The sequence below is a fragment of the Nonomuraea sp. MG754425 genome (assembly GCF_021699195.1).
Lineage (GTDB): Bacteria > Actinomycetota > Actinomycetes > Streptosporangiales > Streptosporangiaceae > Nonomuraea.
In genome coordinates, this window is the sequence record NZ_SSXE01000214.1 from 1 (window position 1) to 23,216 (window position 23,216).

23 protein-coding genes are annotated in these 23,216 nt (G+C 72.7%); 10 read left to right on the plus strand and 13 right to left on the minus strand.

Going from position 1 to position 23,216, the window contains the following annotated elements; translation table 11 throughout:
* On the minus strand, positions 1-313 hold a 313-nt coding region (locus tag FAF44_RS44925; RefSeq protein ID WP_237109567.1), incomplete at its 3' end, for a hypothetical protein.
* Positions 314-829: 516 nt separating this feature from the next.
* On the opposite strand from FAF44_RS44925, the gene FAF44_RS44930 reads away from it, so the two are divergent.
* A complete protein-coding gene (locus tag FAF44_RS44930; RefSeq protein ID WP_237109568.1) occupies positions 830-2,140 on the plus strand; it encodes a hemolysin family protein in 1,311 nt (436 codons plus the stop codon).
* 27 nt (positions 2,141-2,167) lie between these two features.
* On the opposite strand, the gene FAF44_RS44935 is transcribed toward FAF44_RS44930, so the two are convergent.
* Both FAF44_RS44935 and FAF44_RS44940 read right to left on the minus strand, forming a co-directional pair.
* On the minus strand, positions 2,168-2,620 hold the full coding sequence (locus tag FAF44_RS44935; protein WP_237109569.1) for a hypothetical protein: 453 nt from the start codon (positions 2,618-2,620) through the stop codon (positions 2,168-2,170).
* A gap of 117 nt (positions 2,621-2,737) precedes the next feature.
* On the minus strand, positions 2,738-3,994 hold the full coding sequence (locus tag FAF44_RS44940) for a pectate lyase (RefSeq protein WP_237109570.1): 1,257 nt from the start codon (positions 3,992-3,994) through the stop codon (positions 2,738-2,740).
* A gap of 314 nt (positions 3,995-4,308) precedes the next feature.
* On the opposite strand from FAF44_RS44940, the gene FAF44_RS44945 reads away from it, so the two are divergent.
* The 3 genes from FAF44_RS44945 (at position 4,309) to FAF44_RS44955 (ending at position 7,013) form a co-directional block, all read left to right on the plus strand.
* Complete coding sequence (locus FAF44_RS44945; protein WP_237109571.1) at positions 4,309-5,022, plus strand: hypothetical protein; 714 nt, start codon at positions 4,309-4,311, stop codon at positions 5,020-5,022.
* 310 nt (positions 5,023-5,332) lie between these two features.
* Complete coding sequence (locus tag FAF44_RS44950; protein WP_237109572.1) at positions 5,333-5,674, plus strand: Lsr2 family protein; 342 nt, start codon at positions 5,333-5,335, stop codon at positions 5,672-5,674.
* Between the two features lie 118 nt (positions 5,675-5,792).
* On the plus strand, positions 5,793-7,013 hold the full coding sequence (locus FAF44_RS44955; RefSeq protein ID WP_237109573.1) for a cytochrome P450: 1,221 nt from the start codon (positions 5,793-5,795) through the stop codon (positions 7,011-7,013).
* Here FAF44_RS44955 and FAF44_RS44960 read toward each other — a convergent pair.
* Positions 7,003-7,413 (minus strand): pyridoxamine 5'-phosphate oxidase family protein, encoded by a 411-nt coding sequence (locus FAF44_RS44960; protein ID WP_237109574.1) that lies wholly within the window; start codon positions 7,411-7,413, stop codon positions 7,003-7,005. The genes FAF44_RS44955 and FAF44_RS44960 overlap by 11 nt on opposite strands.
* Positions 7,414-7,553: 140 nt before the next feature.
* Here FAF44_RS44960 and FAF44_RS44965 point away from each other — a divergent pair, with 140 nt between their 5' ends.
* On the plus strand, positions 7,554-7,925 hold the full coding sequence (locus FAF44_RS44965; protein WP_237109575.1) for a hypothetical protein: 372 nt from the start codon (positions 7,554-7,556) through the stop codon (positions 7,923-7,925).
* Here the strand turns inward: FAF44_RS44965 and FAF44_RS44970 are convergent.
* Together FAF44_RS44970 and FAF44_RS44975 are read right to left on the minus strand one after the other, a co-directional pair.
* Positions 7,874-9,307 (minus strand): nitronate monooxygenase, encoded by a 1,434-nt coding sequence (locus FAF44_RS44970; RefSeq protein WP_237109576.1) that lies wholly within the window; start codon positions 9,305-9,307, stop codon positions 7,874-7,876. The two genes, FAF44_RS44965 and FAF44_RS44970, sit on opposite strands and share 52 nt — an antisense overlap.
* Positions 9,300-10,136: a hypothetical protein gene (locus FAF44_RS44975; protein WP_237109577.1), complete on the minus strand. Its 837-nt coding sequence runs from the start codon at positions 10,134-10,136 to the stop codon at positions 9,300-9,302. The genes FAF44_RS44970 and FAF44_RS44975 overlap by 8 nt, the downstream gene beginning before the upstream one ends.
* Before the next feature lie 164 nt (positions 10,137-10,300).
* Here FAF44_RS44975 and FAF44_RS44980 point away from each other — a divergent pair, with 164 nt between their 5' ends.
* The gene (locus FAF44_RS44980) at positions 10,301-10,900 is read left to right on the plus strand and encodes a hypothetical protein (protein ID WP_237109578.1); all 600 of its coding nucleotides are present in this window, start codon (positions 10,301-10,303) and stop codon (positions 10,898-10,900) included.
* A gap of 13 nt (positions 10,901-10,913) precedes the next feature.
* Here FAF44_RS44980 and FAF44_RS44985 read toward each other — a convergent pair whose 3' ends face one another.
* The 4 genes from FAF44_RS44985 to FAF44_RS45000 all read right to left on the minus strand — a co-directional run bounded on the left by FAF44_RS44985 (position 10,914) and on the right by FAF44_RS45000 (position 14,295).
* Positions 10,914-11,276, minus strand: coding sequence for a hypothetical protein (locus FAF44_RS44985; RefSeq protein ID WP_237109579.1), 363 nt, complete (start codon positions 11,274-11,276; stop codon positions 10,914-10,916).
* 322 nt (positions 11,277-11,598) lie between these two features.
* Positions 11,599-11,799: a ferredoxin gene (locus tag FAF44_RS44990; RefSeq protein WP_237109580.1), complete on the minus strand. Its 201-nt coding sequence runs from the start codon at positions 11,797-11,799 to the stop codon at positions 11,599-11,601.
* Positions 11,800-11,828: 29 nt separating this feature from the next.
* On the minus strand, positions 11,829-13,040 hold the full coding sequence (locus FAF44_RS44995; protein ID WP_237109581.1) for a cytochrome P450: 1,212 nt from the start codon (positions 13,038-13,040) through the stop codon (positions 11,829-11,831).
* Between the two features lie 73 nt (positions 13,041-13,113).
* The gene (locus tag FAF44_RS45000) at positions 13,114-14,295 is read right to left on the minus strand and encodes an FAD-dependent oxidoreductase (RefSeq protein WP_237109582.1); all 1,182 of its coding nucleotides are present in this window, start codon (positions 14,293-14,295) and stop codon (positions 13,114-13,116) included.
* Between the two features lie 135 nt (positions 14,296-14,430).
* Between FAF44_RS45000 and FAF44_RS45005 the strand changes: the two genes are divergently transcribed.
* Positions 14,431-15,066, plus strand: coding sequence for a TetR/AcrR family transcriptional regulator (locus FAF44_RS45005; protein WP_237109583.1), 636 nt, complete (start codon positions 14,431-14,433; stop codon positions 15,064-15,066).
* Positions 15,067-15,082: 16 nt separating this feature from the next.
* On the opposite strand, the gene FAF44_RS45010 is transcribed toward FAF44_RS45005, so the two are convergent.
* Positions 15,083-16,165 (minus strand): LacI family DNA-binding transcriptional regulator, encoded by a 1,083-nt coding sequence (locus FAF44_RS45010; RefSeq protein ID WP_237109584.1) that lies wholly within the window; start codon positions 16,163-16,165, stop codon positions 15,083-15,085.
* Between the two features lie 180 nt (positions 16,166-16,345).
* Here FAF44_RS45010 and FAF44_RS45015 point away from each other — a divergent pair, with 180 nt between their 5' ends.
* Together FAF44_RS45015 and FAF44_RS45020 are read left to right on the plus strand one after the other, a co-directional pair.
* Positions 16,346-18,205 carry a DUF2264 domain-containing protein gene (locus tag FAF44_RS45015; protein WP_237109585.1) on the plus strand — a complete coding sequence of 620 codons (1,860 nt, stop codon included), beginning with the start codon at positions 16,346-16,348 and terminating at the stop codon, positions 18,203-18,205.
* A gap of 133 nt (positions 18,206-18,338) precedes the next feature.
* Positions 18,339-19,721 carry a S28 family serine protease gene (locus FAF44_RS45020; protein ID WP_237109586.1) on the plus strand — a complete coding sequence of 461 codons (1,383 nt, stop codon included), beginning with the start codon at positions 18,339-18,341 and terminating at the stop codon, positions 19,719-19,721.
* Between the two features lie 112 nt (positions 19,722-19,833).
* Here FAF44_RS45020 and FAF44_RS56165 read toward each other — a convergent pair whose 3' ends face one another.
* Together FAF44_RS56165 and FAF44_RS45030 are read right to left on the minus strand one after the other, a co-directional pair.
* Complete coding sequence (locus FAF44_RS56165) at positions 19,834-20,910, minus strand: Gfo/Idh/MocA family protein (protein ID WP_237109587.1); 1,077 nt, start codon at positions 20,908-20,910, stop codon at positions 19,834-19,836.
* A complete protein-coding gene (locus tag FAF44_RS45030) occupies positions 20,907-21,692 on the minus strand; it encodes a ThuA domain-containing protein (RefSeq protein WP_237109588.1) in 786 nt (261 codons plus the stop codon). The genes FAF44_RS56165 and FAF44_RS45030 overlap by 4 nt, the downstream gene beginning before the upstream one ends.
* A gap of 222 nt (positions 21,693-21,914) precedes the next feature.
* Between FAF44_RS45030 and FAF44_RS45035 the strand changes: the two genes are divergently transcribed.
* Complete coding sequence (locus tag FAF44_RS45035; RefSeq protein ID WP_237109589.1) at positions 21,915-22,916, plus strand: LacI family DNA-binding transcriptional regulator; 1,002 nt, start codon at positions 21,915-21,917, stop codon at positions 22,914-22,916.
* Positions 22,917-23,216 lie beyond the last annotated feature (300 nt).

Below are 23,216 nucleotides of genomic sequence, written 5' to 3' on the forward strand. Positions count from 1 at the left end.
GGGTGGTGGCGACGACCGTCTCCGCGAGGTCGGCCCAGCGTGGACGGGGCGCCCGCGCGGCCAGGCTCTCGGGGGGTTCGGCGAGCAGGTCGCGCAGGGTGGCGGCGTCGATGCCGAGTTCCGCCAGCCGCCGCGCGAAGCGGCCGTCCTCGCCCAGCCCGTACGAGGTCCGCCACCGGTCGAGGCGCAGCTCCGCCCGTTCGCGGGCCGCGTTCCCCCGAGGAGGCGACGGCGTCCCGGGGAGTGCCAGCCGTTCCGCGAGGGTGAGCCCCGCCGCCCACCACGACGGCGTTGAGAAGACGTGCTGCGACAAGGCGGCTTCCTCACTGCTCGATCGACGCGAGGCGGAGACCGCGCGGGTCTCTCCGAGCAGCATGAGTCAACGGGCCGTGCCACCAGCATCCGGTGAACCACGTAATCGGCCGCCCGCCGCGGGCCGGCCCCTGTCCGTTGAATGACGTATCGCCGAGTAGTGCCCCGGGTACGACCGTGTGCATCAGTTGCGCGGTCCAGTGACGTAGGTCACGACGATCAAATCGGACCTTCGGGAACTATGGCGCATTATGCTGTGTTAAGGCGAAAGACGACCTGTGCCGAGAGCAGAACGGAGTGACGACTCTCCCGTGGAGGAGTGCAGTACCAAGCCGGGCACCGGCCCGGCGCACCTTCCCCTGCGATTGCCGCCGTCCCGGCTCCCCCTGCCGGTGATCTCCGCACCAGGTCCCGCTCTTCTCTCACCGAGCGCGCGGTTTCCCGCACCGTCATCACCGGCCCGTTGTCGCCGGCCCGTTGACATCCCCCTTCACCGGCTTCAAGGAGCTCTTCTGCCGTGGACGGCTACTGGTTTCAGCTCGCCCTCGTCGTGGTCCTGGTCATCCTCAACGCGATCTTCGCGGGCAGTGAGCTCGCGCTGATCTCCCTGCGCGAAGGCCAGCTACGCCGGCTGGAACAACGCGGACAGGGCGGCCGGATCCTGGTCCGCCTGGCCCGCGACCCGAACCAGTTCCTGGCGACCATCCAGCTCGTCATCACCCTGTCCGGCTTCCTGGCCTCGGCCACCGCGGCGGTCACCCTGTCCGAGCCGCTGGTGCCGCTGCTGGCCTTCGCCGGTGACGCCGCGGGCCCGGTGGCCATCATCCTGGTGACGATCGTGCTGACGTTCCTCACCCTGGTCTTCGGCGAACTGGCGCCCAAGCGGGTGGCCATGCAGCGCGCCGAGAGCTGGGCGCTGCTCGTGGCCCGGCCGCTGAGCCTGGTCGCCACGCTGTCGCGGCCCGTGGTGTGGGCGCTGGGCAAGTCCACCGACGTGGCCGTCCGGCTGATGGGCGGCGACCCGACCCAGCACCGCGAGGAGATCAGCCCCGAGGAGATCCGCGACCTGGTCGCCACCCACCGCGGCTTCACCCCCGAGCAGCGGCTGATCATCTCCGGCGCGGTCGAGATCACCGAGCGCGTGCTGCGCGAGGTGCTCGTCTCCCGCCGCCTGGTGTTCACCCTGGACGCCGGCACCCCCGTCGAGCAGGCGCAGCGGCTGCTGGCCGGCTCCGGTCACTCGCGCGCGCCCGTCGTGCGCGGCAGCGGCCTGGACGAGGTCGTCGGCGTCGTGAACCTGCGGGACCTGCTCACCGACGAGAGTGCCGTCACGGCCTCCGACGTGGCCAGGCCGCCGCTGCTGCTGCCCGACAGCCTGCTCGTCTCCGACGCGCTGCGCCGCTTCAAGGCCGACCGCCAGCAGTTCGCCCTGGTCGTGGACGAACGCGGCTCCGTGGACGGCATCGTCACCCTGGAGGACCTCCTGGAGGAGGTCGTCGGGGAGATCTACGACGAGACCGACCGCGACGTCCTGCACGTCGTCCGCGAGCCCGACGGCAGCCTGCTCATGCCCGGCACGTTCCCCGTGCACGACCTGCCCGACGTGGACGTGCACCTGGAAGGGCGGCCCGACGGCGACTACACCACCGTCGCCGGCCTCATCCTGACCCTGCTCGGCCGCGTGCCCACCGCCCCCGGCGAGAGCGTCGTCACCGGAGACCGGCGGCTGGACATCGTGGCCGTCGAGGGCCACGCCATCACCCAGGTCCGGGTGTCGTTCATCGCGGACGGCGTCCAGGAGCAGGAAGAAGCCGGCAGCACCGCCTGACGGACGGCCGGATCGGGACCGGCCGCCTCAGCGCGGCGGCCGGTCGGGGGCGTTGCCCGTCGGGTTGCCGGCCGTGCGGATCTCGCTGAACAGCCGCAGCGTCAGCCGCCTCGGGCGCAGCCGCGGAGCGCCGGGCAGGCGCAGCGCCCAGGAGGAGAACGCCGTCTCCAGCACGATCTTCTCGTACGGCCGCTCGCCTGGGACCTCGGCGCACAGCACGGACACGGGACGGCACACCTCCCGGCGGCCGGCCCGCAGCCAGGTCTGCCCGCCACCGCGGGCGTCCAGGTCGGCCGCCTCCCATAACAGCTCCGCCGGCCCGTCCCGGCGCGGCGGCAGCGGGAGGCGCAGCGCGAACCCCGCGAGCCCGCCGCCCGGCCGCAGGTAGAACGCGCCGCTGAGACCGGGCGCCGCGTACAGGAGCCGGGCGCTCGTCGAGAGCGTCGTCTCGGTGGCGTCCATGGCGATCCGCCAGACCATGATTCACCTCGCCATCCCTCGCATTCTCCGTATCTGAGACGGCACAGGGCGCGGGAATGTGACACGGACAGGCCCCCGACCGGCTCTTCGCCGGCCGGGGGCTCCCGCCGTGCGGGGCTAGCGGTAGGTGACGTCGGATGCGGAGTAGAGGCAGTTCACCCCGTCGGCGCCCTCGCCGATCTTGGTCGGCTCGCTGCCCTTCGGCACGCCCTTGTACTTCTCGCAGATCGTCGCGCTGCCGTACACCGTGATCCGGCTGAAGCGCGCGGTGTCGCCCCAGTTGGTGTTGATGCCGGCCAGCACCTTGGTGGAGCGGGCGGTGACGCCGTTCATCACCACGTGCCGCTGGTAGGAGGAGGAGCAGTTGCCGCAGGCCCGGTAGAGCTTGCCGGAGCTGTGCACCTGGAAGTTCTTGATGGTCACCGTGCCGGCGCCGTTGTGCTGGAAGACCTTGTCGGAGGCGGACTTGGCGCCGCCGCCGTCCACCAGGTAGGTCGCCGAGGAACTGGAGCTCATGAACGTGGCGGCGTCCTCGCCGACGTCGTTCCACCACACGTTGCGGATGGTGCACGAGCCCAGGCAGTGGATGCCGTCGCCGGCCGGGGCGTCGATGATGACGTTCTGGATCGTGCCGCCGTTGGCGACCTCGAACATCGGGTCCTGGCTCTCGCCCTGGCCGCCGTCGCCGATGCCGTAGTAGCTCTTCATGCCGCCGTCGAAGGTCGTGACCGGCTGGGTGGAGGTCAGCTTGACGCTGCCCGTCGCGGTGGGCCACGCGCCGCTGCCGTCCCCGCCGCCGCCCGGCGGGTCGGTCGGCGTGGGGGTCGGGCCGGGGCCGGAGCCGTCGGCGGGCTGGAGCGTCCACTGCTTGGTGGCCGCCGAGTCGCAGGAGTTCTGCTGCAGCAGGGAGCCGGACGAGGTGGCGTTGTCCTTGACGTTGAGGCACTTGCCGCCGTTGCCGTTGACCACCCGGTACGCCGACCCGGACGCGGTGAGCTGCCAGGTCTGCGAGGCCGCCCCGGTGCAGCCCTCCTGCTGGACGGCCTTGCCCGCCGAGGTGGAGGCGTCGCGCACGCCCGCGCACTTGCCGCTGTGCTGCGCCTTGATCTGGAATCCGCTGCCGGAGGCGGTGAGCGTGAAGACCTGCCCGGCGCCGCCGGCGCACGAACTCTGCACGAGTTGCACGCCGTCGCCGGTGCTCTGACCCGGCACGGCGGCGCACAATCCGCTGCCGCCGTTCACGAGCGTGTAATTGCCGTTGGACGGGGCGGCCGAGGCGGGGGCGTTGAACGCGGCCACCAGCCCTCCGGTCGTGAGGAGGCCGGCGACCAGTACCACCGCCAGCCTCCTGCCGATACGTTCATTTTCGCGCACGCCGAACTCCGTTCACAGTCGATCACGAGGTGGGTAAGCGCTTTCCCGAAGTGCGGCCGAGTTAAGCACAGCCGTATCGGCCACGGGAAGCGCAGCACTGCAACCGCTTGCAAATGGGATGCTCTATCGCGGGTTCCGCCCAGGTCGATGAAAGAAGGGCGGACACCAAGGGTGATGAAAGTTTCACCGGCCGGGCCGGTCGGCGGCGGTTCACAATGGAGAAAGAAGCGGGCCGACATTAGGCGGTGGCGATGAGGTTCCTGCGGCGGGTCAGGGCCGATGTGCGGGCGCGAAGGAATCTCGAAACGTATGCCGTGGCCCTCATCCTGCTCGCGTTCGCCCTCGCCTCCATGATCGGCGACGCCCTGCCGGACGACGTCAGGTGGGCGGCCCTGCTGGCCGGCGTCGGCGTGCTCCTGTACCGCGCGACGCTCCCCGACGAGCCGCGCGGCGGCCGGGACGTGCTCGGCGACCGGGCCGACTTCGACGCCACCCCGCTGCCCAAGCTCTTCGACGGCGTCAAGGACGTGCGGATCTTCGCCCCGTCCGCCGCCAACCTGCTGTCCCCGTACGTGTGCGAGACCCTGCGCACCACCGTGCTGCGGCACCCGGAGGCCACGGTCCGGGTCGTGGTGATGGACCCCGGCCAGGACGACGCGGTCAGGATCGCCCGCCGCCAGCTCGACGAGCCCGACGGCCACCAGGTCCAGAGCCTGCCCGTCGCCCTGGACGCGGTGCTGGAGCGGCTCGCGCTGATGCGCGGCTGGAAGACGGCGGGCAGCGTGGAGTACCGCCTGTTCCCCTACAACCCGGGTTTCAGCCTGGTGCTCACCGATCCCGACGCCTGGCAGGGCCGCGCCATCGTCGAATTGCACGGGGCGGGCCGGTCGACTTTCGCCCGCACGCACGTGGACCTCACCCGCGAGCGGCACGAGCGCTGGCACGCCTATTGGGTGGAGCAGTTCGACTTTCTGTGGGAATCGGCGCGGCGGGTGGCGCCCCGCGTTCCCGGGGCCGAGGACTCTTGAGGCCGGACCGCACGTCGCCGCAAAGCCCTGTGCCACAAGGGAAACTTTGAATTTCACTTCAATACAGCGGAATCCCCGCCATTGCCCGAGGGGCTGTCGCGGCTCCGTCATGGGTGGGTGAGCGAGGTCTCCACACCCGCCCGGATGGACCGCGACAAGCATCTGGCGCCATGCATCATGGCCAAGTCACGGTCTAGTCGAGGCCCGGTTCGCTAAAGTCGTTTGCGCAGGTACGGCACCCCTCGGTGATGCACGATGTGCTGAAGAGGGCTACAGTACCTGCAACCGTGACGTTAATTGGAGCACCCTTATGGCGAAGCGTATTGTTGAGTCCTTTATCGATGACATCGACGGCAGCGATGCCGACGGGACGACAAGGTTCGCGCTCGACGGAGTGACGTACGAGATCGATCTGTCAGGAACCAACCGGGACAAGCTGGAGAAGGCTCTGGCCCCCTACATCACCAAGGCCCGTGCGGTCCGCGCCGACCGCGGAGTACGTGGCCGTCGTGGCGCGGGGCTGTCCGCGCGCGCCGTCAGCCGTGAGAAGGCCACGGAGATCCGGCGCTGGGCCAAGGCCCAGGGGCTGCCCGTCAGCGAGCGGGGCCGCATCGCCTCCACCGTCGTGGAGCAGTACGAAGCCGCCCACTAGAGGTTCCGGGTGGTGGCGGCGTCGATTCCGGTTCCTCCCCGAGTCAGGATGATTGTCATCTTCGGATGATCTTCTTATATTCGGAGAGGTCGGACTCCCCAGCCGGAGGACAATGGTGATGGCTGACGCGATCCCTGATTTCCCGTTCGACCGCCCCACCGCTCTGGAGCCGCCGCCGCGGCTCGCGGAGTTGCGCGAGCGATGCCCGGTCACCCGCGTACGGCTGCCCAGCGGCGACGTGGCCACCATCGTGACCAGGTACGACGACGCCCGCGCGGTACTGACCGACCCGCGCTTCAGCCGCGACCTCGCCCGGGAGGGCGCCGCGCGGCTGTCCACCACCGAGGACGGCGGGATCTTCAACCGCCGGCGGGCCAGTGCCACGGACATCCGCGAGGGCCGGGGCCACCTGCGCTGGCGGCGCACGCTCAGCGGCTGGTTCACGCAGCGGAAGATGGAGGCGTGGCGGCCGAGGGTCCAGGCGATGACCGACGACCTGCTCGACGCCCTGCTGGCCAAGGGCTCGCCGGGCAACCTGTCGCTCGGGCTGGCCCTGCCGCTCCCGGTACGCGTGATCTGCGCCCTGGTCGGCGCGCCGAGCTCGGACCAGGACAGGTTCGCCCACTGGTCCCGCGTCATGCTGACGCTGACCCGCTACACCCAGGACGAGGTCGACCAGGCGTACGCCGACTTCACCGCCTACGTCTCCGACCTGGTGGACCGCAACCGCGCGCACCCCGGCGACGACCTGCTCAGCGAGCTGACCCAGATCACCGACGCCGAGGACGGCCGCCTCAGCCAGGGCGAGCTCATCGCCACCGTGCGCGGCCTGCTGCTGGCCGGGCACGAGACGACCTCCAACATGATCGCCATCATGGCGGCCATGCTCCTGGCCGACCGCCGCCGCTTCGAGGACGTGGTGGCCGACCCCGGCCTGGTCCCCGGCACCGTCGAGGAGGTGCTGCGCCTGGACAGCACGCTGTCGGTGCTCGGCGGGGTGCCCAGGTTCAGCACCGAGGACGTCGAGCTGAGCCGGGACACGGTGCCCGCGGGGGCCACGGTCATCCCGCACGTCCCGGCCGCCAACCGCGACCCGGACAAGTTCGCCGACCCCGACCGCTTCGACCCCCGGCGCGGCAACGGCGCCCAGCACCTCACGTTCGGCGCGGGCCCGCACTACTGCCTCGGCCAGCCGCTGGCCCGGCTGGAGCTGCAGACCGTGCTCGGCACCCTGGCCCGCCGCCTGCCCGGCCTGCGGCTGCGCGACCACCCCGACGAGCTGCGCCCGCGCACCGGCATGCTCTCGGGCGGCCTCCAGGACGTCTGGGTCACCTGGTGACGATCCGGCGGCCCGACACCTGCTCGGTCTCCACCACGATGTAGTGGTCGGGCAGGCCCGCCGCCCAGGTCGTCAGGGGCAGGGTCGCCAGCCGCCGGAGCGCGGCCGGGTCCGTCACGGCACGCGCGTGGCCGATCGCCGTCACGGACCACCCCGTGCGGCCGTCTGGGTCGAACTCGCCGGTCTCGAACGCCACCACGGCGTGCCGCGTGGCGACGGCCAGCTTCGACCCGGCCGTGGTGCGGATCACGATGGCGCGGCCGTCGAGATGGAAGCCGACCGGCTGCACGGCCGGCAGGGCGCGATCGGTGAACACGATCCGCCCGATCGACGAGGTGGACATCAGACGCAGGCACTCCTCGCGGGAGAGCACCTGGAGTCCGGACGAGTCGAGCTTCATACCCCACAACCTCCTCGACGGGCCCCGGTCCGGGGTAGGGGCGAAAGTCCCCGGCCCGCCCGCGGCCGATGGTCCATCGGACCCCCGACAGGGGACTTTGGTCCCTGCCCGGCTCCCGGCCCAGGCCCGAGGCTGGGGGCATGTCCGATGCCGACCTCGCCCTGACGAGCGCCCCCAGGGCCGCAGGGCTGCCCGCCCCGTACGACGGGATGTTGCGCGCGTACGCCGCCGCGCTCGCCGGTTCGCGCCTGGCCGACTCCAGCAGGGCCGTCTACCTGCGGCGGGTGCGCGGCTACCTGGCCTGGATCGCGGTGGCGGCGGCCGACGGGCGGCGTGCTCGCCGCCGTCGAGGACTTCCACACCCGGCTCCGGCTCGGCGGCACGGGCATCCGGCGCGACCGGTGACGAAGGCCGGGCCGGATGGTCAGACGTGCGCACCCGAGCAGGCCCGGCCGGACGTTCAGACGTGCGCACCGAGCAGGATGTGCGCCACGACGTCGGCGGCCGAGTAGTCCTCGGGCAGCCCGTCGAGGAAACCCGTGTCCTGGCCCAGGGTCAGCAGCGGCGGCTCGGCGTAACCGTCGGCGCGGTGCTGGCCTAGCCCGATCGCGGCCAGCAGGCCGTTGCACAGGCAGTGCCGCCCGTCCGCCTCCTCGGCGGGTCGGCCCTTGCGCACGTAGACGTCCACGGGCTCGGCGGCGCAGCGGTAGCCGAGCGAGCCGTCGTCCTTCTCGTACGGCGTCCGCAGGTAGCCCAGGTCGCACAGGCGCGGCCGGGCCGCGTACACCTCCTGCTCCGACAGCGTCCCCGGGACGGCGGCGACCTTGAACGGGAACCCGGTGGGCGAGGCCCGCGGATCGTTGCGCACGTGCTCGGTCCGCCTGCGCAGCCGGCGGCGCAACGCCGGATCGAGCCCGGACTCGCGGCACAGCGCGAACGCCGACCCCACCTGGATCCCCTCCGCGCCGGTCGCGAGGGCCCGCTCCAGGCCGTCCGGCGTGCCGTACCCGCCGGCCAGCCAGAACGGCAGCCCGAGCGCGGCCACCTTCGCGGTGTCGGCCTCGTCGCGCGGGCCGTAGACCGGCTCGCCGTCCTGGTCGAGCAGCATCCGGCCGCGCGGCGGCGCGCTGTGGCCGCCCGCGACCGGGCCCTCGATCACGAACCCGTCCGGCCGCGTCCGGGAAGAGCGGGCCAGGTACATCGCCAGCACGTGCGACGACACGATCGCCAGGAACCGGGGCCGGTGCGGCGGCACGGGCGGGCGGGGGCCGAGCAGGTCCGCCGGGTCGAGGCCGATCGAGTGCCCCTCGCCGCCCGCCACCGCGACCGAGATCCGCCCGGGACGGTACGCGGCCAGGTCGTCGAGCAGCCGCGGGATCTCCGCCGGGATGCCCGCGCCCATCAGCACGTAGTCGGCCCCCGCCAGCATCGCGCCCAGGGCGGCGGCGGGGGTGGCGAGCTGGATCTTCTCCAGGTAGTTGATCCCGACCGGGCCGTCGTGGCCCTCCTTGGCGAGGAACACCTCGGCGAAGTTGGCGGCCACGGTCAGTTCGTCCCTCGCCCGGTTGCCGCGCAGCCCGAGCCTCGGCACCGGCCGGTACGGCACGTCCGGGCCGGTCCCGCCGGGCACGAAGTAGCGGCCGAGCACCCGCTCGGCGATCTCGGGCACCGGGAAGGCGGCCAGTGCGCGGCGCAGGTGCCCGCCGGCGTCCCCGAGCTGCAACCGCCTGGCCAGGGTGGCGTCCAGCGCCGTGCCCGACACCACGCCGAGCTGGCCGGTCGCGGCGACGGCGCGGGCCAGCCGCCAGCCGGACACCCCCACCCCCATCCCGCCCTGGATCAACACGGGACGCGCGCCGGGAAGCCCCCGCACCGGACGCACCGGCTCAGCCATGCCGGGCCTCCCGCGTCTCGATCACGGACCGCGGCGGGACCCGCCGCACCGGCGGCCCGTACCCGAACCTGGCCAGCATCTGCACGTGCCCGAACGGCCCCACCCGGTCGCCGCGGTGCTGCGGGGCGCGCAGGCCGAGCGGCCGGGCGGACAACGAGGCCGAGACGCCGCGCGCGGTCGCGGTGAGCAGCACCCGTTCCAGCGCCTGCCCGGCGCGCAGCCAGTCCCGTGGCCCGTCCCCCTGGGTGAACAGGGCGGCGAGCCGCGGGTCCGCCTCGAAGCGCCCGGAGCCGGGGGCGAGGTCCAGCACCCGCCGCGCGGTCCGGCCCGTCACCAGCACCAGCGTCGCGCCCTCCGCGTGGGCGGCGTGCACCATCTCGACGAAGACCGTCCTGGGCGGCGGTTGCCCGTCGAACGGGAGCCGGTGGGTCCGCCTGCGCGGGATCATCTCGTGCAGCAGGCGCTCGTCAGCGCGGGGCGGCGCACCGGGCACGGCCCGTACGGTGGCCAGCAGGTCGGGGCGTTCGGCCGGGTCGGGCAGGACGGACACGAGCGCGTCGTGACCGGTCATCCGCACCGCCAGCCGCAGGTTGAACAGCGCCGCCCCGCAACTGATGCCGAGCCCGCGCCCCGTCGGGTCCGTGACGAACAGCAGCCGGTCGAGGTCGGCGTACAGCTCCATGGTCGCGTCGTCGACGCGGCGCAACCGCCAGGGCCGGGTGTTGCGCACGGACGGGGCCGCCACGACGGCGCCCAGCATCCTGCGCACGCCGGCACGCGTGGCGAACGGCGGCGCGCCGATCTCGGTCACGGGGACATCAGCAGACATGGTCCAACGATGCCGCGCCGGGCGGCACCCGAGGCAGGGACCAAAGTCCCACAGAACAGGTCCGATGGACCCGTGCCGGGGCGCGGCCCGGCGTGGCGTCGGTGGTGGTAGGGGAGGTGCGGTCAGTATGGAAAGGGCTGGTCAGGGGATGTGAGGAGGTGCGCATGCGGACCATCGTCGGGGTGGCGACGGCTGTGGCCACCACCACCAGTGCCATCGCCCCCGGGCCGGCCGTGGCCACGGTCCCTGTGCCCGCTCCGGTCCCGGCGCCGCCGCCGGTCGAGGTGATGGCTCCGGAGTCCGTCGCGGCGCCCGCCGTGCCGGTCGCGCCCGCCGCGTCCGCCTCGCCTGCAGCGTCGAGCAGCTCCGGGTCGTCCGGGGGCAGTTCCTCGCAGCAGCAGCCGTTGTGGCAGAAGCTCACGTCCTTCAAGGTCATGCCGTACTCGGTGCACCAGAACGACGTCGTCCGGATTCTGGTGCACTGCCCCGTCGAGGCGAACCACGCGATCGTCGGCTCCACCGCGTTCACCCTCAAGGGCTCCTGGCGCGCCTACCGCGAGGTCGGCCTGGGGCTGGGGGGCAAGGGCTTCGGCAAGAAGGGCGTCATCATCTCCCGCTTCGCCTGGCCCGGCGAGCACGAGGTGCACATGAAGTGCGTCAAGGTGACCATCGACAAGGTCACCCACGTCAGGAAGGTGAAGCTGCTCAGCAGCGCTTCGGCCGACCTGCTGGTCCGCGAGTTCCGCATCAGGCAGTTCTTCTGACGCTCCCGCCGTGTCACTTGCGCATGACGGCCCGGCGGTTCTGGACGATCGCCATGACCCCGATGACGATCAGCGCGACCGAGGCGGCCATGCAGATGTAGAGACCATCGCTGACAAACCGGGGAGTGGTCTCGTCAGAGTTCCAGACAGCGCTCGCCCAATCGATTCCACACAAGAGCAAAACGCATACGCCTGGTGCGATCTGGGCCTCGATCGTCGCTTTGCCCGCGGTCAGCGCCGCGACCGCGAGCATGGCACCCAGCCAGGCGAAGTAGAACGGCACCCCTTGAGCTTCGTCGAATCCGGTCGACACCTGGATTCCCGCGGCCTGCGTGTAGGTCTTGCTCCACGGCAGGAAGGCGCCGACCGCGATCATGACCGACGAGACCAGGGCGGAACCGGCGAGTGCCCGGTTGACGGGCGGCACCGGCGGCGGTGACCATCCCGCCGGGGGCGGCATCGGCTGGGACGACCGGCCGAGGGGAGGAGGCGGGGGGCCGTGCGGCGGCGGATTCTGCATGATCCAGCACGGTAGACGGGGCCGCTTTAGAATCGCTTTCGCCTGGCGGCCACCCGCCCCGGGGTTCGCCGCGATCGAGCAGGCGAAGCGTGCGCCCGTCGGAAAGGGCGCACGCGCTGTCCCGCACGTGCGCCCGGAGCAGGGCCGGCTCAGCTCGGCGTGCGAGCCGGTCGGCGGCTCACGCCTCCTCGCTCACCTCGATGGCGGCGCCGGGGCAGACGGCCGCGGACTCGCGGACCAGGTCGTACTGGTCCGGGCCCGGTTCGGCGTTCAGCAGCATCACGATGCCGTCGTCCTCACGCTGGTCGAACACCTCGGGCGCGAGCAGCACGCACTGACCGGCGCCGCAGCACTTGTCCTCGTCGACGATGACCTTCATCTGGTTTGTCTCCTCCTTGTAGTTCGCTCTTACCAGCGGACCGGGACCGTGCGCAGGCCGCCGACCGCCAGCCCCTCCACCCGCTCCAGCTCCGCCGCGGGCACGGCCAGCTCCAGCGTCGGGAGCTTGCGCAGCAGCACCTCCAGCACCACCGACAGCTCGGTACGGGCCAGTGACTGGCCCAGGCAGGAGTGGGCGCCGGAGCCGAAGGCCAGGTGCGCGTTCGGGCTGCGGGTCAGGTCCATCGCGGACGCGTCGTCGAAGGCGCTCTCGTCGCGGTTGGCCGCGGCCATGCTGCAGATCACCGTAGTGCCCTTGGCCAGGGTCTCGCCGCCGATCTCGGCCTCGACGGGCAGGTAGCGGGGCAGGCCGAAGCCGGAGTTGGCGTCCAGCCGCAGCGTCTCCTCCACGGTGGTGCGGATCAGCGCCGGCTCGGCCAGCAACTGCTCCCACCGGGCGCGGTCGGCCAGCAGCATGGAGACCATCTTGCCGATCATGTTGGCGGTGGTCTCGTGGCCCGCGACCAGCAGCGCCATGCCGGTGACGATGATCTGCAGGTCGGTCAGCCCGCCGTCCTCGGGGCCGCCGGCCGCGATCAGCTCGCTGAGCAGGTCCTCGCCCGGTTCGGCGCGCTTGGCGGCGATGTGGCCGGACATGTACTCGAAGAACGCGGCCTGCGCGGCCTCGATCTCCTCCTTGCCGTAGCGGGTCAGGTTGAGCAGCGTGTCGGACCAGTACGAGAACTTCTCCCGGTCCTCGGCGGGCACGCCGAGCATGTCGCAGATCACGTACACCGGCAGCGGGAAGCCGAGCGCGGCCCGCAGGTCGCCGGGGGCGCCGCCCTTGACCATCTCGTCGATGAGGTCCTCGGCGATCTGGGCCATGGCCGGTCGCATGGTGGTCATGCGCTTGGCGGTGAACCACTTGCCGACCAGGCGCCGCCAGCGCAGGTGCTCCTCGCCGCTGTCGGGGATGATCTGCGCCAGCTCGCTGTTGAACACGCCGCCGCCGTCGGCCGTGAGGCGGGCCGCGTCGGGGGCGCTGAGCGCGCGGGTGAAACGCGGGTCGGCCAGCACCTGCTTGACGTCCTCGTAGCGGGTGATCAGCCGCGCCGGGTCGCCGCTCGGCAGCTTCACGTGCGCCACCGGGCAGCCGCCGCGCAGCTCCGCCCATTCGGCGGGCGGGTCCAGCGGCAGGGCGCTGGGGATCGGGTAGTTCAGAACCTGGTCATTGACACTCATCGGGCATCTCCTCGTGAACGAATGGTTCGGCCGCCCCGGAGCGGCTCGTTGCCGTGCCTGGCTCGCCGGGTCCTCACGCGGTGGCGACGGGCCGGGTGGCGAGGTGCTGCTGTCTCAGGACGCGTGCCTGCTTGGGCATGTTCCAGCCGAGCACGCCCGTGACCTGCCCGCTCTCCTGGTAGAGGACGGCGAAACGGCCCTGGTCGAGATCGCCTTCCGCGACGCTCACCGTGGCCCCCGGCGTCGGCAGGCCGTGGGCCTGGATCTTGATGTCGTACTGGTCGGTCCAGAAGTACGGGATCGGCGCGTACGCCCGGTCCGCGCCGAGGATGTTGGCCGCCACGACCTGGGCCTGCTCGGTGGCGTTGGTGCGGTTCTCCAGGCGCATCCGCCTGCCGTGCCCCTCATGCTCCCAGGACGCCACGTCGCCGACCGCGTAGATCCCGTCGGCGGCGCGGCAGCGCGAGTCGCACTCGACGCCGTCGCCGAGCGTGAGCCCGCTGCCCTCCAGCCAGCCGGTCGCGGGACGGGAGCCGATGGCCACCACGACCGCGTCGGCGGCGAGCAGTTCGCCGGTGGCCAGCCGGACGCCGGTGACCCGCCCCTCGTGGCCGGTCAGCTCCTCGACCGCGACGCCGAGCCGCAGCGTGACGCCGCGCTCGGTGTGGGCGCGGGTGAGCCGCTCGGAGACCGGGCCGCCGAGCTGCTCGGCCAGGATCGCGGGGCCGAGGCCGACGAGCGTGACGTCGAGGCCCATGGCGCGGGCCGTCGCGGCCACCTCGCCGCCCAGCACGCCCTCGCCCACGACCACCAGCCGCTTGGCGGCGGTCAGGTGGGCGCGCAGGGTGAGCGCGTCGTCGAGGCCGCGCAGCTCGTGCACCCCGGCCAGCGCGCGCCGGCCGGGCAGGCGGAGCGGGGTCAGGCCGGTCGCGATGACGACGGCGTCGCCGCGCAGCACCCGGCCGGTGTCCGTGCGCACCTCGCGGGCGGCGGCGTCGAGGGAGACGGCGGGCTCGCCGCGGACGAACTCGGCGTCCAGCGCCTCCAGTTGTGCCTGCGTGCGGAGCTGGGCGCGGCCCGGCTCCCAGTCGCCGGCCAGGACCTGCTTGGACAGCGGCGGCCGGTCGTAGGGGAGGTGGGGCTCGGCGTCGAGCAGCGTGAGCCGCCCCTGGTGGCCCTGGCGCCGCAGCGCCTCCGCCGTACTCAGGCCGGCGGCCGAGACGCCGACGATCAGTACGCTCCCCGGCGAGGTCACGCCGCCCCGCTCCGGTGAGGGCCGGCTTTACCTGCGCAGATCCGCATAAGAGTGGTCCTTTCCCTCGCTTGATCCTCAGATTACCCTACATCTGTAGGAAAACCTTCACATGTAGGTAGACGATAGGGTGAAAGCGTGGCCACGACCAGAGAGCACACCAATCCCCCGGGAGACCGGCGGGTGCGCCGCACCCAGGCGGCGCTCGCGCGAGCGCTGCTCCAGCTCGTCGAGGAGCAGGATCTGTCCCGCATCACCGTTGCCGACGTGGCCGAGCTGGCCGGGGTCAGCCGCTCGACCTTCTACGACCACTACCGCGACGTCCACGAGCTGGCCGAGGCCGCGTGCACCGCGATGATCGACCGCCTGATCGAGGCGCTGCCCGGCGACTTCAACTCCGACGACCCCGCGCCCAAGGCGATCGAGTCACTGGAGGAGTTCTTCGCCAGCCTCGCCGAGCACGCCGGGCTCTACCGCGCGCTGCTGGGGCCGCAGGGCAGCGCCCGCGTGGCCGACCACATCCGCCGCCGCAGCACGGCGGCCATCCACGGGCGGTTGCGGGAGGCCGTCGAGAACGTCGAACCGCGCGCGCAGGCCGCCCCGCTGCGCGAACTGCCGCTCGACGTGCCCGCCGCGTTCTCCGCCGGGGCGCTCATCGGCGTGGCCACCGACTGGCTGCAGGGCGGCTGTGTCCGCTCCCCGGCCGAGATCGCGGCCCTGACCTGGCCGCTGTTCCACTCCCTCTACCGGATCGACGCGCGCACCCTCACCTGACGCGCGGCGCCGCGCGTCAGCCCAGGCCGCCGGGCCGGAGGGGCCGCACCGAGTCGCGCACGATGATGTGGGTGCCGAGCAGCACGTGCTCGGCGGGCTGTGTCCGGTCCTGGCCCCGCTGGAGCGCCAGGCGCACGGCGGTGCGGCCGAGTTCCTCGTGCGGGACGTGCACGGTGGTCAGGTCGATGTCGGCGGACGGCGGCAGGTCGTCGAAGCCCACCATGGAGATGTCGTCGGGGACGCGCAGCCCCTGTTCGCGCAGGGCCTGGCGGGCGCCGGCCGCGATGAGGTCGTTGCCGGCGAAGACGGCGGTGAAGTCGGGCGGCCCGACCGCGAGCCGTTCGCGGATCATCCGGTAGCCCTCGCTGCGCTCCATCGTGCCGTCGAGCTCCAGGGCCGGGTCGTGGGGGACCCGGTGGTCGGCGAGCGCGGCGCGGTAGCCGGCCAGGCGGCTGTCGGGGGTGGTGTAACCCTCCCGCCGGCCGAGGAACAGGATGCGCCGGTGCCCGGCGGAGAGCAGGTGGCTGGTGATCGCGTACGCGCCGCCGGTGTTGTCGTACTCGACGACGAGGGCGGGCACGTCGGGGCCCAGCGTGGGACGCCCGCACAGGACGAGCCGCGAGCCGGCCAGCGCGAGCGCGCGGGCGTAGTCGGCCATCCGCTCGCGGTAGGCGTCGTTGTTGACCACGTTGCCGACGAGGATCACGCACTCGGCGTGCTCCTGCCGCATGAGCTGGACGGTGGCCAGCTCGCGCTCGGGGTCGCCGCCGGTGGTGCCGACGATGCACAGCTTGCCCTCGAGCGCCGCCTGGGCCTGCACGCCCTGCGCGACGTGCGCGTAGTGGGGCGAGACGACGGAGTTGACGATGATGGCGACGCTGCGGCTGCTCGCCCCGGCCAGGCCGCGCGCGTTGGCGTTGGCGACGTAGTCGAGCTCGCGCACCGCCTTCATGACCTTGCTGCGGGTGGCGGGGGCGCTGGGGTAGGTGCCGGACAGGATGCGCGAGACCGTGGCGACGGACACGCCCGCGTGCGCGGCCACGTCGCGGATCGTCGTAGGTCGCCGCTCCCCGTCGTCGGACGCCGCACGCCGGACCATGTCACCTCCACGGGCAGTGAAACATCATGGTAAACCGCTTACACGCGATGGTTCCCCCTGGCCGTCGCGGTGTCAAATCGCTTCCCGGTACCGCTCGCGGGTGACCTCGGAGTGAAACGCTTACTAGCGCTGGCCTACATCTCCTCCATTTTCCCGGAATATTGGCCTAGTATCCGCTTTATGTCGCTCCCCGCTGAACCCGTGACCGGCCACACCCGCGCGTACTGGGAGTCCACGGCGGACCACCTGCTGGCGTCCGTGGCGCCGTACGCGACCGACGGCTTCGCCCAGTACCGCCTTCCGGGCAAGGCCAGCAGGTCAGGGCCGGTCAGCGACGGGCTGGAGGGGTACGCGCGCACGTTCATGCTGGCCGCCTTCCGGATCGCGGGGGCGCGCGGCGAGGTGCCGCCGGCGCTGCTGGAGCGGTACGCGCAGGGCCTGGTGAACGGGACCGATCCGGCGCACCCGTACGCGTGGCCGGCGTTGACCGACATGTCGCAGCAACTCGTCGAGGCCGCCTCGATCGCGCTGGCGCTGCACGAGACCCGGCCGTGGCTGTTCGACCGGCTCTCCCCGCAGCAGCAGGAGCGGGTGGTGGACTGGCTGGCCGGGTTCCTCGGCAGGCGCACGCCGGACAACAACTGGGTGATGTTCCGGGTCGTGACGGAACAGTTCCTGGCCGGGGTGGGCGGCCCGTACGAGCCCGGCGAGATCGAGGGCGGGCTGGAGCGCGTCGAGGAGTGGTACGCCGGCGACGGCTGGTACTCCGACGGCAAGGGCAAGAACTTCGACTACTACTGCGGCTGGGCGCTGCACGTGTACCCGTCGTTGTGGGCCAGGATGGCGGGCGACGCGGCCCGGCAGGAGCTGTACGCGGCCCGGCTGCACCGCTTCCTGGAGCAGTACCAGCACTTCTTCGCCGCCGACGGCGGGCCCGTGCACCAGGGGCGCTCGCTGACCTACCGGTTCGCGACCGTCGCGCCGCTGTGGCTGGGCGCGCTCACCGGAGCCTCACCCCTGCCGCCCGGCCGCACGCGCCGCGTCGCGGGACGGGTGCTGCGCCACTTCACCGAGCGCGGCGCTCTCGACGAGCGCGGCCTGCTCACCCTCGGCTGGTACGACGCGTTCGCGCCCATCGCGCAGTCCTACTCGGGCCCGGCGTCGCCGTACTGGGCGAGCAAGGCGTTCCTCGGGCTGCTGCTCCCGCCCGAGCACCCGGTCTGGACGGCGCCGGAGGAGCCCGCGCCCGTCGAGGTGGCCGACCAGGCGGTGACCATGACCGCCCCCGGCTGGCTGCTGCACGGCACCAGCGCGGACGGCGTCGTGCGGCTGCTCAACCACGGCAGCGACCGCGACCGCGTCCAGCGCCCGGACGCCGCCCCCGACCCGTTCTACGCGAAGCTCGCCTACACCAGCCACACCGGCCCGGAGGTGGGGGAACGGGCGCTCGGGGTGGACAACCACCTGGCCGTCGTCGCCCCCGACGGCCGGGCCACGGTGCGCCGTTTCATCGAGCCGCTGGCCGCCTCCGACCGCTTCGCCGCCTCGGCCTACCAGGACGGCGAGGTGCGGGTGGTGACGGCCTCGGTCGTGGACGGCGCGGCCGAGATCAGGATCCACCGCGTCACGGCCCCGGCCGGTCACCAGGTGCGCGACGGCGGTCACGCCCTGGCCGCGCCGCTCCCGCCGGCCGTCCGCGACGACCGTCAGGGGCTGGCGCTCGCCGTCCGCCCGGACGGGCTGACCAGCGCCGTGCGCGGCCTGCACGGTTTCACCGGGGCCGGGCTGGTGACGTCGGTGGACGCCAACGCCTTCGGCCGCCACTCCGCCACCCCGTACGCCCTCGCGGCGGCCCACCCCGGCGGCACCGCGCTCTACGTCAGCCTCGTGTGGCTGGCCGGGTCGGAGGGGGAGGTGCCGGCCCCGTCCGTGCGCGTCGAGGACGACACGGACGTCGTCGTGTCCCTGCCCGGCGGTGACACGGTCACGGTCGGCATGGGGGACAAGGCTCCGACGGCGCACCGCGCCGCCCGCCCGTAACCCGGCCGACCGGCCTTCGCCGGCTCCGCCGCCGCCCGTGCGGCGTCGTGGGTGAAGAGAGCGGGGCTGGCCGCGGGAGCATGATCGGTATACCTTCGGGCGGTACCGGCCCTCCGCAGAAGGAGCGCACACCGTGCGATCACGGTTCCTGGCCGCGCTGGCGGCCACGCTGGCCCTCGTCCTGACCACCACTCCGGCCGCCACCGCCACCGCGCAGGACGACCTGCTGGACCGGCTCAAGGCCATCCCGGGGCTCACCGTGCTGTCGGAGACCCAGCCGTCCGGCTACCGGTTCTTCGTCCTGTCCTACACGCAGCCCGCCGACCACCGGAACCCGGCCAAGGGCGTCTTCCAGCAGCGGCTCACCCTGCTGCACCGCTCGCAGGAGGCGCCCGTCGTCCTCGCCACGGGCGGCTACGGCCTGCCGGTGAGCCCGGCGGCCTCGCGTACCGAGCCGACCCGGCTGCTCGACGGCAACCAGGTCTCCGTCGAGCACCGCTTCTTCCGCTCCTCGCGCCCGTCGCCGGCCGACTGGGACGACCTGACCATCTGGCAGGAGGCGACCGACGAGCACCGGATCGTCCAGGCGCTCAAGACCGTCTACCAGGGCCGCTGGATCCAGACGGGCGCGAGCAAGGGCGGCATGACCTCCGTCTACCACCGCCGCTTCTACCCGGACGACGTGGACGGCGTGGTGGCGTACGTCGCGCCCAACGACCCGGTCAACCCGGCCGACCACGCCTACGACCGGTTCTTCGACCGCGTCGGCACCGCGTCCTGCCGGGCCGCGCTGGAGGACGTGCAGCGCGAGGCGCTCAGGCGGCGCGAGCGGATGGTGGCGCTGCTGGAGGCCGACGCCGCGCGCGACGGCTACACCTTCGCCGCCACCCTCGGCAGCGCCGACCGCTCGTTCGAGATGACCGTGCTCGACACGGCCTGGGCGTTCTGGCAGTACCTCGGGGTGGCGCGGTGCCCGTCCGTGCCGCCGGTCACCGCCACGGACGAGGAGCTGTACGCCTGGATCGACGACGTCGCCTCCTTCGGCTTCTACACCGACCAGGGCCTGGACTACTACACGCCGTACTACTACCAGGCGGCCACCCAGCTCGGCTGGCCCGACCTCGCCTTCCGGCACCTGCGCGGGCTGACCCGGCACCGCGGCCTCTACCAGCCCTCCTCGGTGCTGCCCGCCGAACTGCGCGCCCGGCACGACCCGCGTCCCATGCTGGACGTGGACCGCTGGGTGCGCACCCGCTCCGAGCGCATGCTGTTCGTCTACGGCGAGTACGACCCGTGGAGCGCCGAGCGGTTCACCCCGAGCCCACGTGACTCCTACCTGTACGTCGCGCCGGGCGCCAACCACGGCGCCGCCATCGCGCTGCTGGCCGAGGCCGACCGGGAGGCGGCGACGGCCACGCTGCTGCGCTGGGCGGAGGTGTCGCCGGCGCGGCGGCGGCTCCCCGAGGCGGAGCCGCTCCCCGACGACCCGATGCTCCCTGCCCGCCGCGCCGGATGACCGCCCCGGGGCCGCGGCTCCCTGCCGGGGAACCGCGGCCCCGCCTCCGGCGCCGCTCGAACACAGCCCGTCGGCGCTGCTCGAACAAGGCCCACGCTCACAACGCGGGCCTTCACAGCACGGCCGCGGGCGTCCCCCAGGACTTCAGCCGTTCCCGGATCTCCTCCCGCGCGGGCAGCGCCAGCGCCTCGCCGTACGCCTGCTCCAGCAGCGCCGCGATCGGCACCCGGGCCCCGGTCTCGGCCGACCGGACCGCCGCCTCGACCATCGCCAGGCTCAGCAGGTTGCCGCTGATCGTCCCGCCGGGCTGCCCGCCGCCGCGCAGCGCCCCGGCGAACTCGGCCAGGGCCCCGGAGATCTGCTCGTGCCGGCCCGGCTCCACGTCGGCCGGGCCGCTGAGGCTGGAGACGACCCGGCGCTCGCCGTCCCACGTCGCGGTGCCGGTGGAGCCGATGGCCCGCCACTCGCCGTTCCAGGACGTCTCCTGCCCGTCCGCGCACCAGCTTCCTGTGTAGACGTAGCGGACGCCGTCGTCGAACAGGAAGGTGGCGGTGGCCGACGCGTCGCCCCGGTACCAGCTCCAGGCCGGGTTCCAGCTCTCGCACACCACCGAGACCGGTTCGGAGCCGAGCAGGTGACGGGCCGCGTCGAAGGCGTGGATGGCCATGTCCACCAGCAGCGGGTGCGGCATCTCGTCGCGGAACCCGCCGAAGCGCGGGGCGCGGAAGAAGTTCGTGGTGAGCACGCCGGGCGTGCCGAGCTCCGCGATCCGCCGCCGGTAGGCGGCCAGGGCGGCGAAGTACCGGCGGGACTGGCTGATCATCAGCAGCCGGCCGGTCGCCTCGGCCGCCGCGGCCTGGACGAGCGCCTCGGCCAGGGTCGGCGCGGCCGGTTTCTCGCACAGGACCGGCACCCCGGCGAAGAGCGCCTCGATGTTGACCGCGCCGTGCGCGGCGGGCACGGTGACGTTCACGACCGCGTCGGGCGCGGTGGCGGCCAGCAGCTCGCCGAGCGAGGCGGCCACCGCGGCATCCGACCCGGCCGCGCGCACGGCCGCCCGCGCCCGCGCCACGTCGAGGTCGGCCACGCCGACCAGCTCGACGTCCGCGCGGGCGGTCAGGGCGCGCAGCCACGCCTGGCCCATCGCGCCCGCCCCCACCTGGACGACGCGGAGGGGAGCGCCGCTCACCGGGCGTCCTGCTCGTCGCGCGTCGCGCCCCGGTAGCCGTGGCCGGTGAAGAAGTCGCCCGTCTCGTAGCGCAGCAGCGTGGGCAGCTCGCGCCGCCCGGGGTCGCCGGCCGCCCACTCCACGCCGTTGGCGATGACCTGGAGCACGTCCGGGTGGTGGTAGACCGGGTAGTCCTGGTCGCCGGGGCTGAAGTAGAAGATCTTGCCGTTGCCGCGCCGGAAGGTGCAGCCGCTGCGGAACACCTCGCCGCCGCTGAAGGAGCTGATGAAGATCAGCTCGTCGGGCGCAGGGATGTCGAAGTGCTCGCCGTACATCTCCTGGGCGGGGATCTCGATCGGGTGCGGGACGCCCCTGGCGATGGGGTGGGCCGGGTTCACCGTCCAGATCAGCTCGCGGTCGTTCGCGCTGCGCCAGCGCAGGGTGCATGTGGTGCCCATGAGCCTGGTGAAGATCTTCGACCAGTGGCCGGAGTGCAGCACGATCAGCCCGAGGCCCGACAGCACGTGGCGGTGCACGCGCTCGACCACCTCGTCCGACACCTCCGCGTGGGCGGCGTGGCCCCACCAGGTGAGCACGTCGGTGCCGGCGAGCGCCTCCTCGGTCAGCCCGTGCTCGGGGTCGTCGAGGGTGGCGGTGCGGACGGTGGCCCGCCCGCCCAGCCGGTCCGCCACGCCTCGCCCGATGGCGTGGTGCATGCCGTCGGGGTAGATCTCGGCGACTTCGGGCTCCGCCTGTTCGTGACGGTTCTCGCCCCACACCAGGACGCGGATGGCCGGGTTCATGACAGACGACTCCTCGGAAATCGATCGAAGATGGCTCTGACCAGGGAGGACGTGGCATGAATAGCGCACGTGACGCGATTTCGGAAAAGCGGTTAACCGGCGCTGTCTGTGAATCATGCTGCGCCGATCAGGCGGTGATGTCAACAAATGGTTAACCGCTTTTCCCTTGGCTGCCCGGTTGTATAGTCGCAGTGCTCCGCACGAGTGAGCCGGGAGGCGGCCATGGTCACGATGCGCGACGTCGCGGCGCGGGCGAACGTCTCCATCGCCACGGTCTCCTTCGTGCTCAACGGCACGAAACGGGTGGCGCCGGAGACCCGGGCCCGCATCGAGGCGGCCATCGAGGAGCTGAACTACCGGCGCAACGTCGTGGCCCGCGCTCTGGCCAGTTCCCGCACGCGCATCCTCGCGCTGGTGCACCCCGACCTGGAGGCACGGCCCAACGCCACGGTGATCCAGTTCGTCATGGGGGCCGCGCACGGCGCGCGCGAGCGCGGCTACGACCTCGTGCTGTGGCCGGTCAACGACGACGAGCAGATGTCGCACCTGCTCGCGGGCGGCCTCGTGGACGGCGCGCTGCTCATGGAGGTGCGGATCCGCGACTCCCGGGTGGCGCGGCTGGTCGCCGCGGGCGTCCCGTTCGCGCTGATCGGCCGTACCGAGGACGACGACCTGCCGTACGTCGACATCGACTTCGCCACCACGATCCACCAGGCGGTGGCCCATCTGCGCGGCTTCGGGCACGAGCGCGTCGCGCTGGTCACCCAGCGGACGAAGGGCGCGCCCGAGCCCGGCCGGATCATGCGTGTCGAGTCCGCCTACCGCGCGGCGATCGCGCCGCTCGGCCACCCGCCCGCCGTCATCGCGGTGGAGGGCAACTCGGCCGGCGGCAGGCAGGCCGCGCGCACGCTCCTCGACGGTTTCGGCGAGCACACGGCCGTCATCCTCGTCAACGAGGGGGCCTCGGCGGGGCTGGCCAAGGGGGTGCGCGCGGCCGGTCGCGCCATCCCCGGCGACCTGTCGATCATCTCGGCGGCGACCACCCGGGAGCTGGGCGAGATGATCGAGCCCGAGCTGACCGTCATGGCCGCGCCGGCCCCCGAGCTGGGCCGGCTGGCCGCCGACGCCCTCATCGACCAGCTCGAAGGCGTCCCGGACGCGCCGCCGCGCACGCTCCTGCCGTGCACGCTGGTGCCGGGGGAGTCCGTGGGCCCGGCCCGCTGACGTTGTCACTGTTTTGTGACAAATGTGCAGAATGAGGAGACATTTCCTATTTTCTTCAGTCACTCCATGCTCAGCGTTCACTCAAGCGCCCCAAGGTGCCCGAGGGCCGCCTGACCGGCTGCCCATGAACGTCTGAGAAGGGACTGCACCCGATGCAGCCAACGGCATCACGAAGATTACGGAAGCGGGGGCGGCTGGTCACGGCCGCCGTGCTCACGGCACTGCTGGTGAACAGCCTGGCGACGGCCGCGCACGCCGACCCCGGGCAGGAGCGCGGCAGGCCCGGCCCGACGCCCACCC

Coding starts and splice junctions, on each gene's coding strand:
- FAF44_RS44995 (WP_237109581.1), bottom strand. CDS start 13,040: ATGAGTGTCAATGACCAGGTTCTGAACTACCCGATCCCCAGCGCCCTG.
- FAF44_RS44980 (WP_237109578.1), top strand. CDS start 10,301: ATGCGGACCATCGTCGGGGTGGCGACGGCTGTGGCCACCACCACCAGT.
- FAF44_RS45015 (WP_237109585.1), top strand. CDS start 16,346: ATGTCGCTCCCCGCTGAACCCGTGACCGGCCACACCCGCGCGTACTGG.
- FAF44_RS45030 (WP_237109588.1), bottom strand. CDS start 21,692: ATGAACCCGGCCATCCGCGTCCTGGTGTGGGGCGAGAACCGTCACGAA.
- FAF44_RS44990 (WP_237109580.1), bottom strand. CDS start 11,799: ATGAAGGTCATCGTCGACGAGGACAAGTGCTGCGGCGCCGGTCAGTGC.
- FAF44_RS44965 (WP_237109575.1), top strand. CDS start 7,554: ATGTCCGATGCCGACCTCGCCCTGACGAGCGCCCCCAGGGCCGCAGGG.
- FAF44_RS44960 (WP_237109574.1), bottom strand. CDS start 7,413: ATGAAGCTCGACTCGTCCGGACTCCAGGTGCTCTCCCGCGAGGAGTGC.
- FAF44_RS44975 (WP_237109577.1), bottom strand. CDS start 10,136: ATGTCTGCTGATGTCCCCGTGACCGAGATCGGCGCGCCGCCGTTCGCC.
- FAF44_RS45010 (WP_237109584.1), bottom strand. CDS start 16,165: ATGGTCCGGCGTGCGGCGTCCGACGACGGGGAGCGGCGACCTACGACG.
- FAF44_RS44950 (WP_237109572.1), top strand. CDS start 5,333: ATGGCGAAGCGTATTGTTGAGTCCTTTATCGATGACATCGACGGCAGC.
- FAF44_RS44935 (WP_237109569.1), bottom strand. CDS start 2,620: ATGGTCTGGCGGATCGCCATGGACGCCACCGAGACGACGCTCTCGACG.
- FAF44_RS45035 (WP_237109589.1), top strand. CDS start 21,915: ATGGTCACGATGCGCGACGTCGCGGCGCGGGCGAACGTCTCCATCGCC.
- FAF44_RS44970 (WP_237109576.1), bottom strand. CDS start 9,307: ATGGCTGAGCCGGTGCGTCCGGTGCGGGGGCTTCCCGGCGCGCGTCCC.
- FAF44_RS44955 (WP_237109573.1), top strand. CDS start 5,793: ATGGCTGACGCGATCCCTGATTTCCCGTTCGACCGCCCCACCGCTCTG.
- FAF44_RS44985 (WP_237109579.1), bottom strand. CDS start 11,276: ATGATCGCGGTCGGCGCCTTCCTGCCGTGGAGCAAGACCTACACGCAG.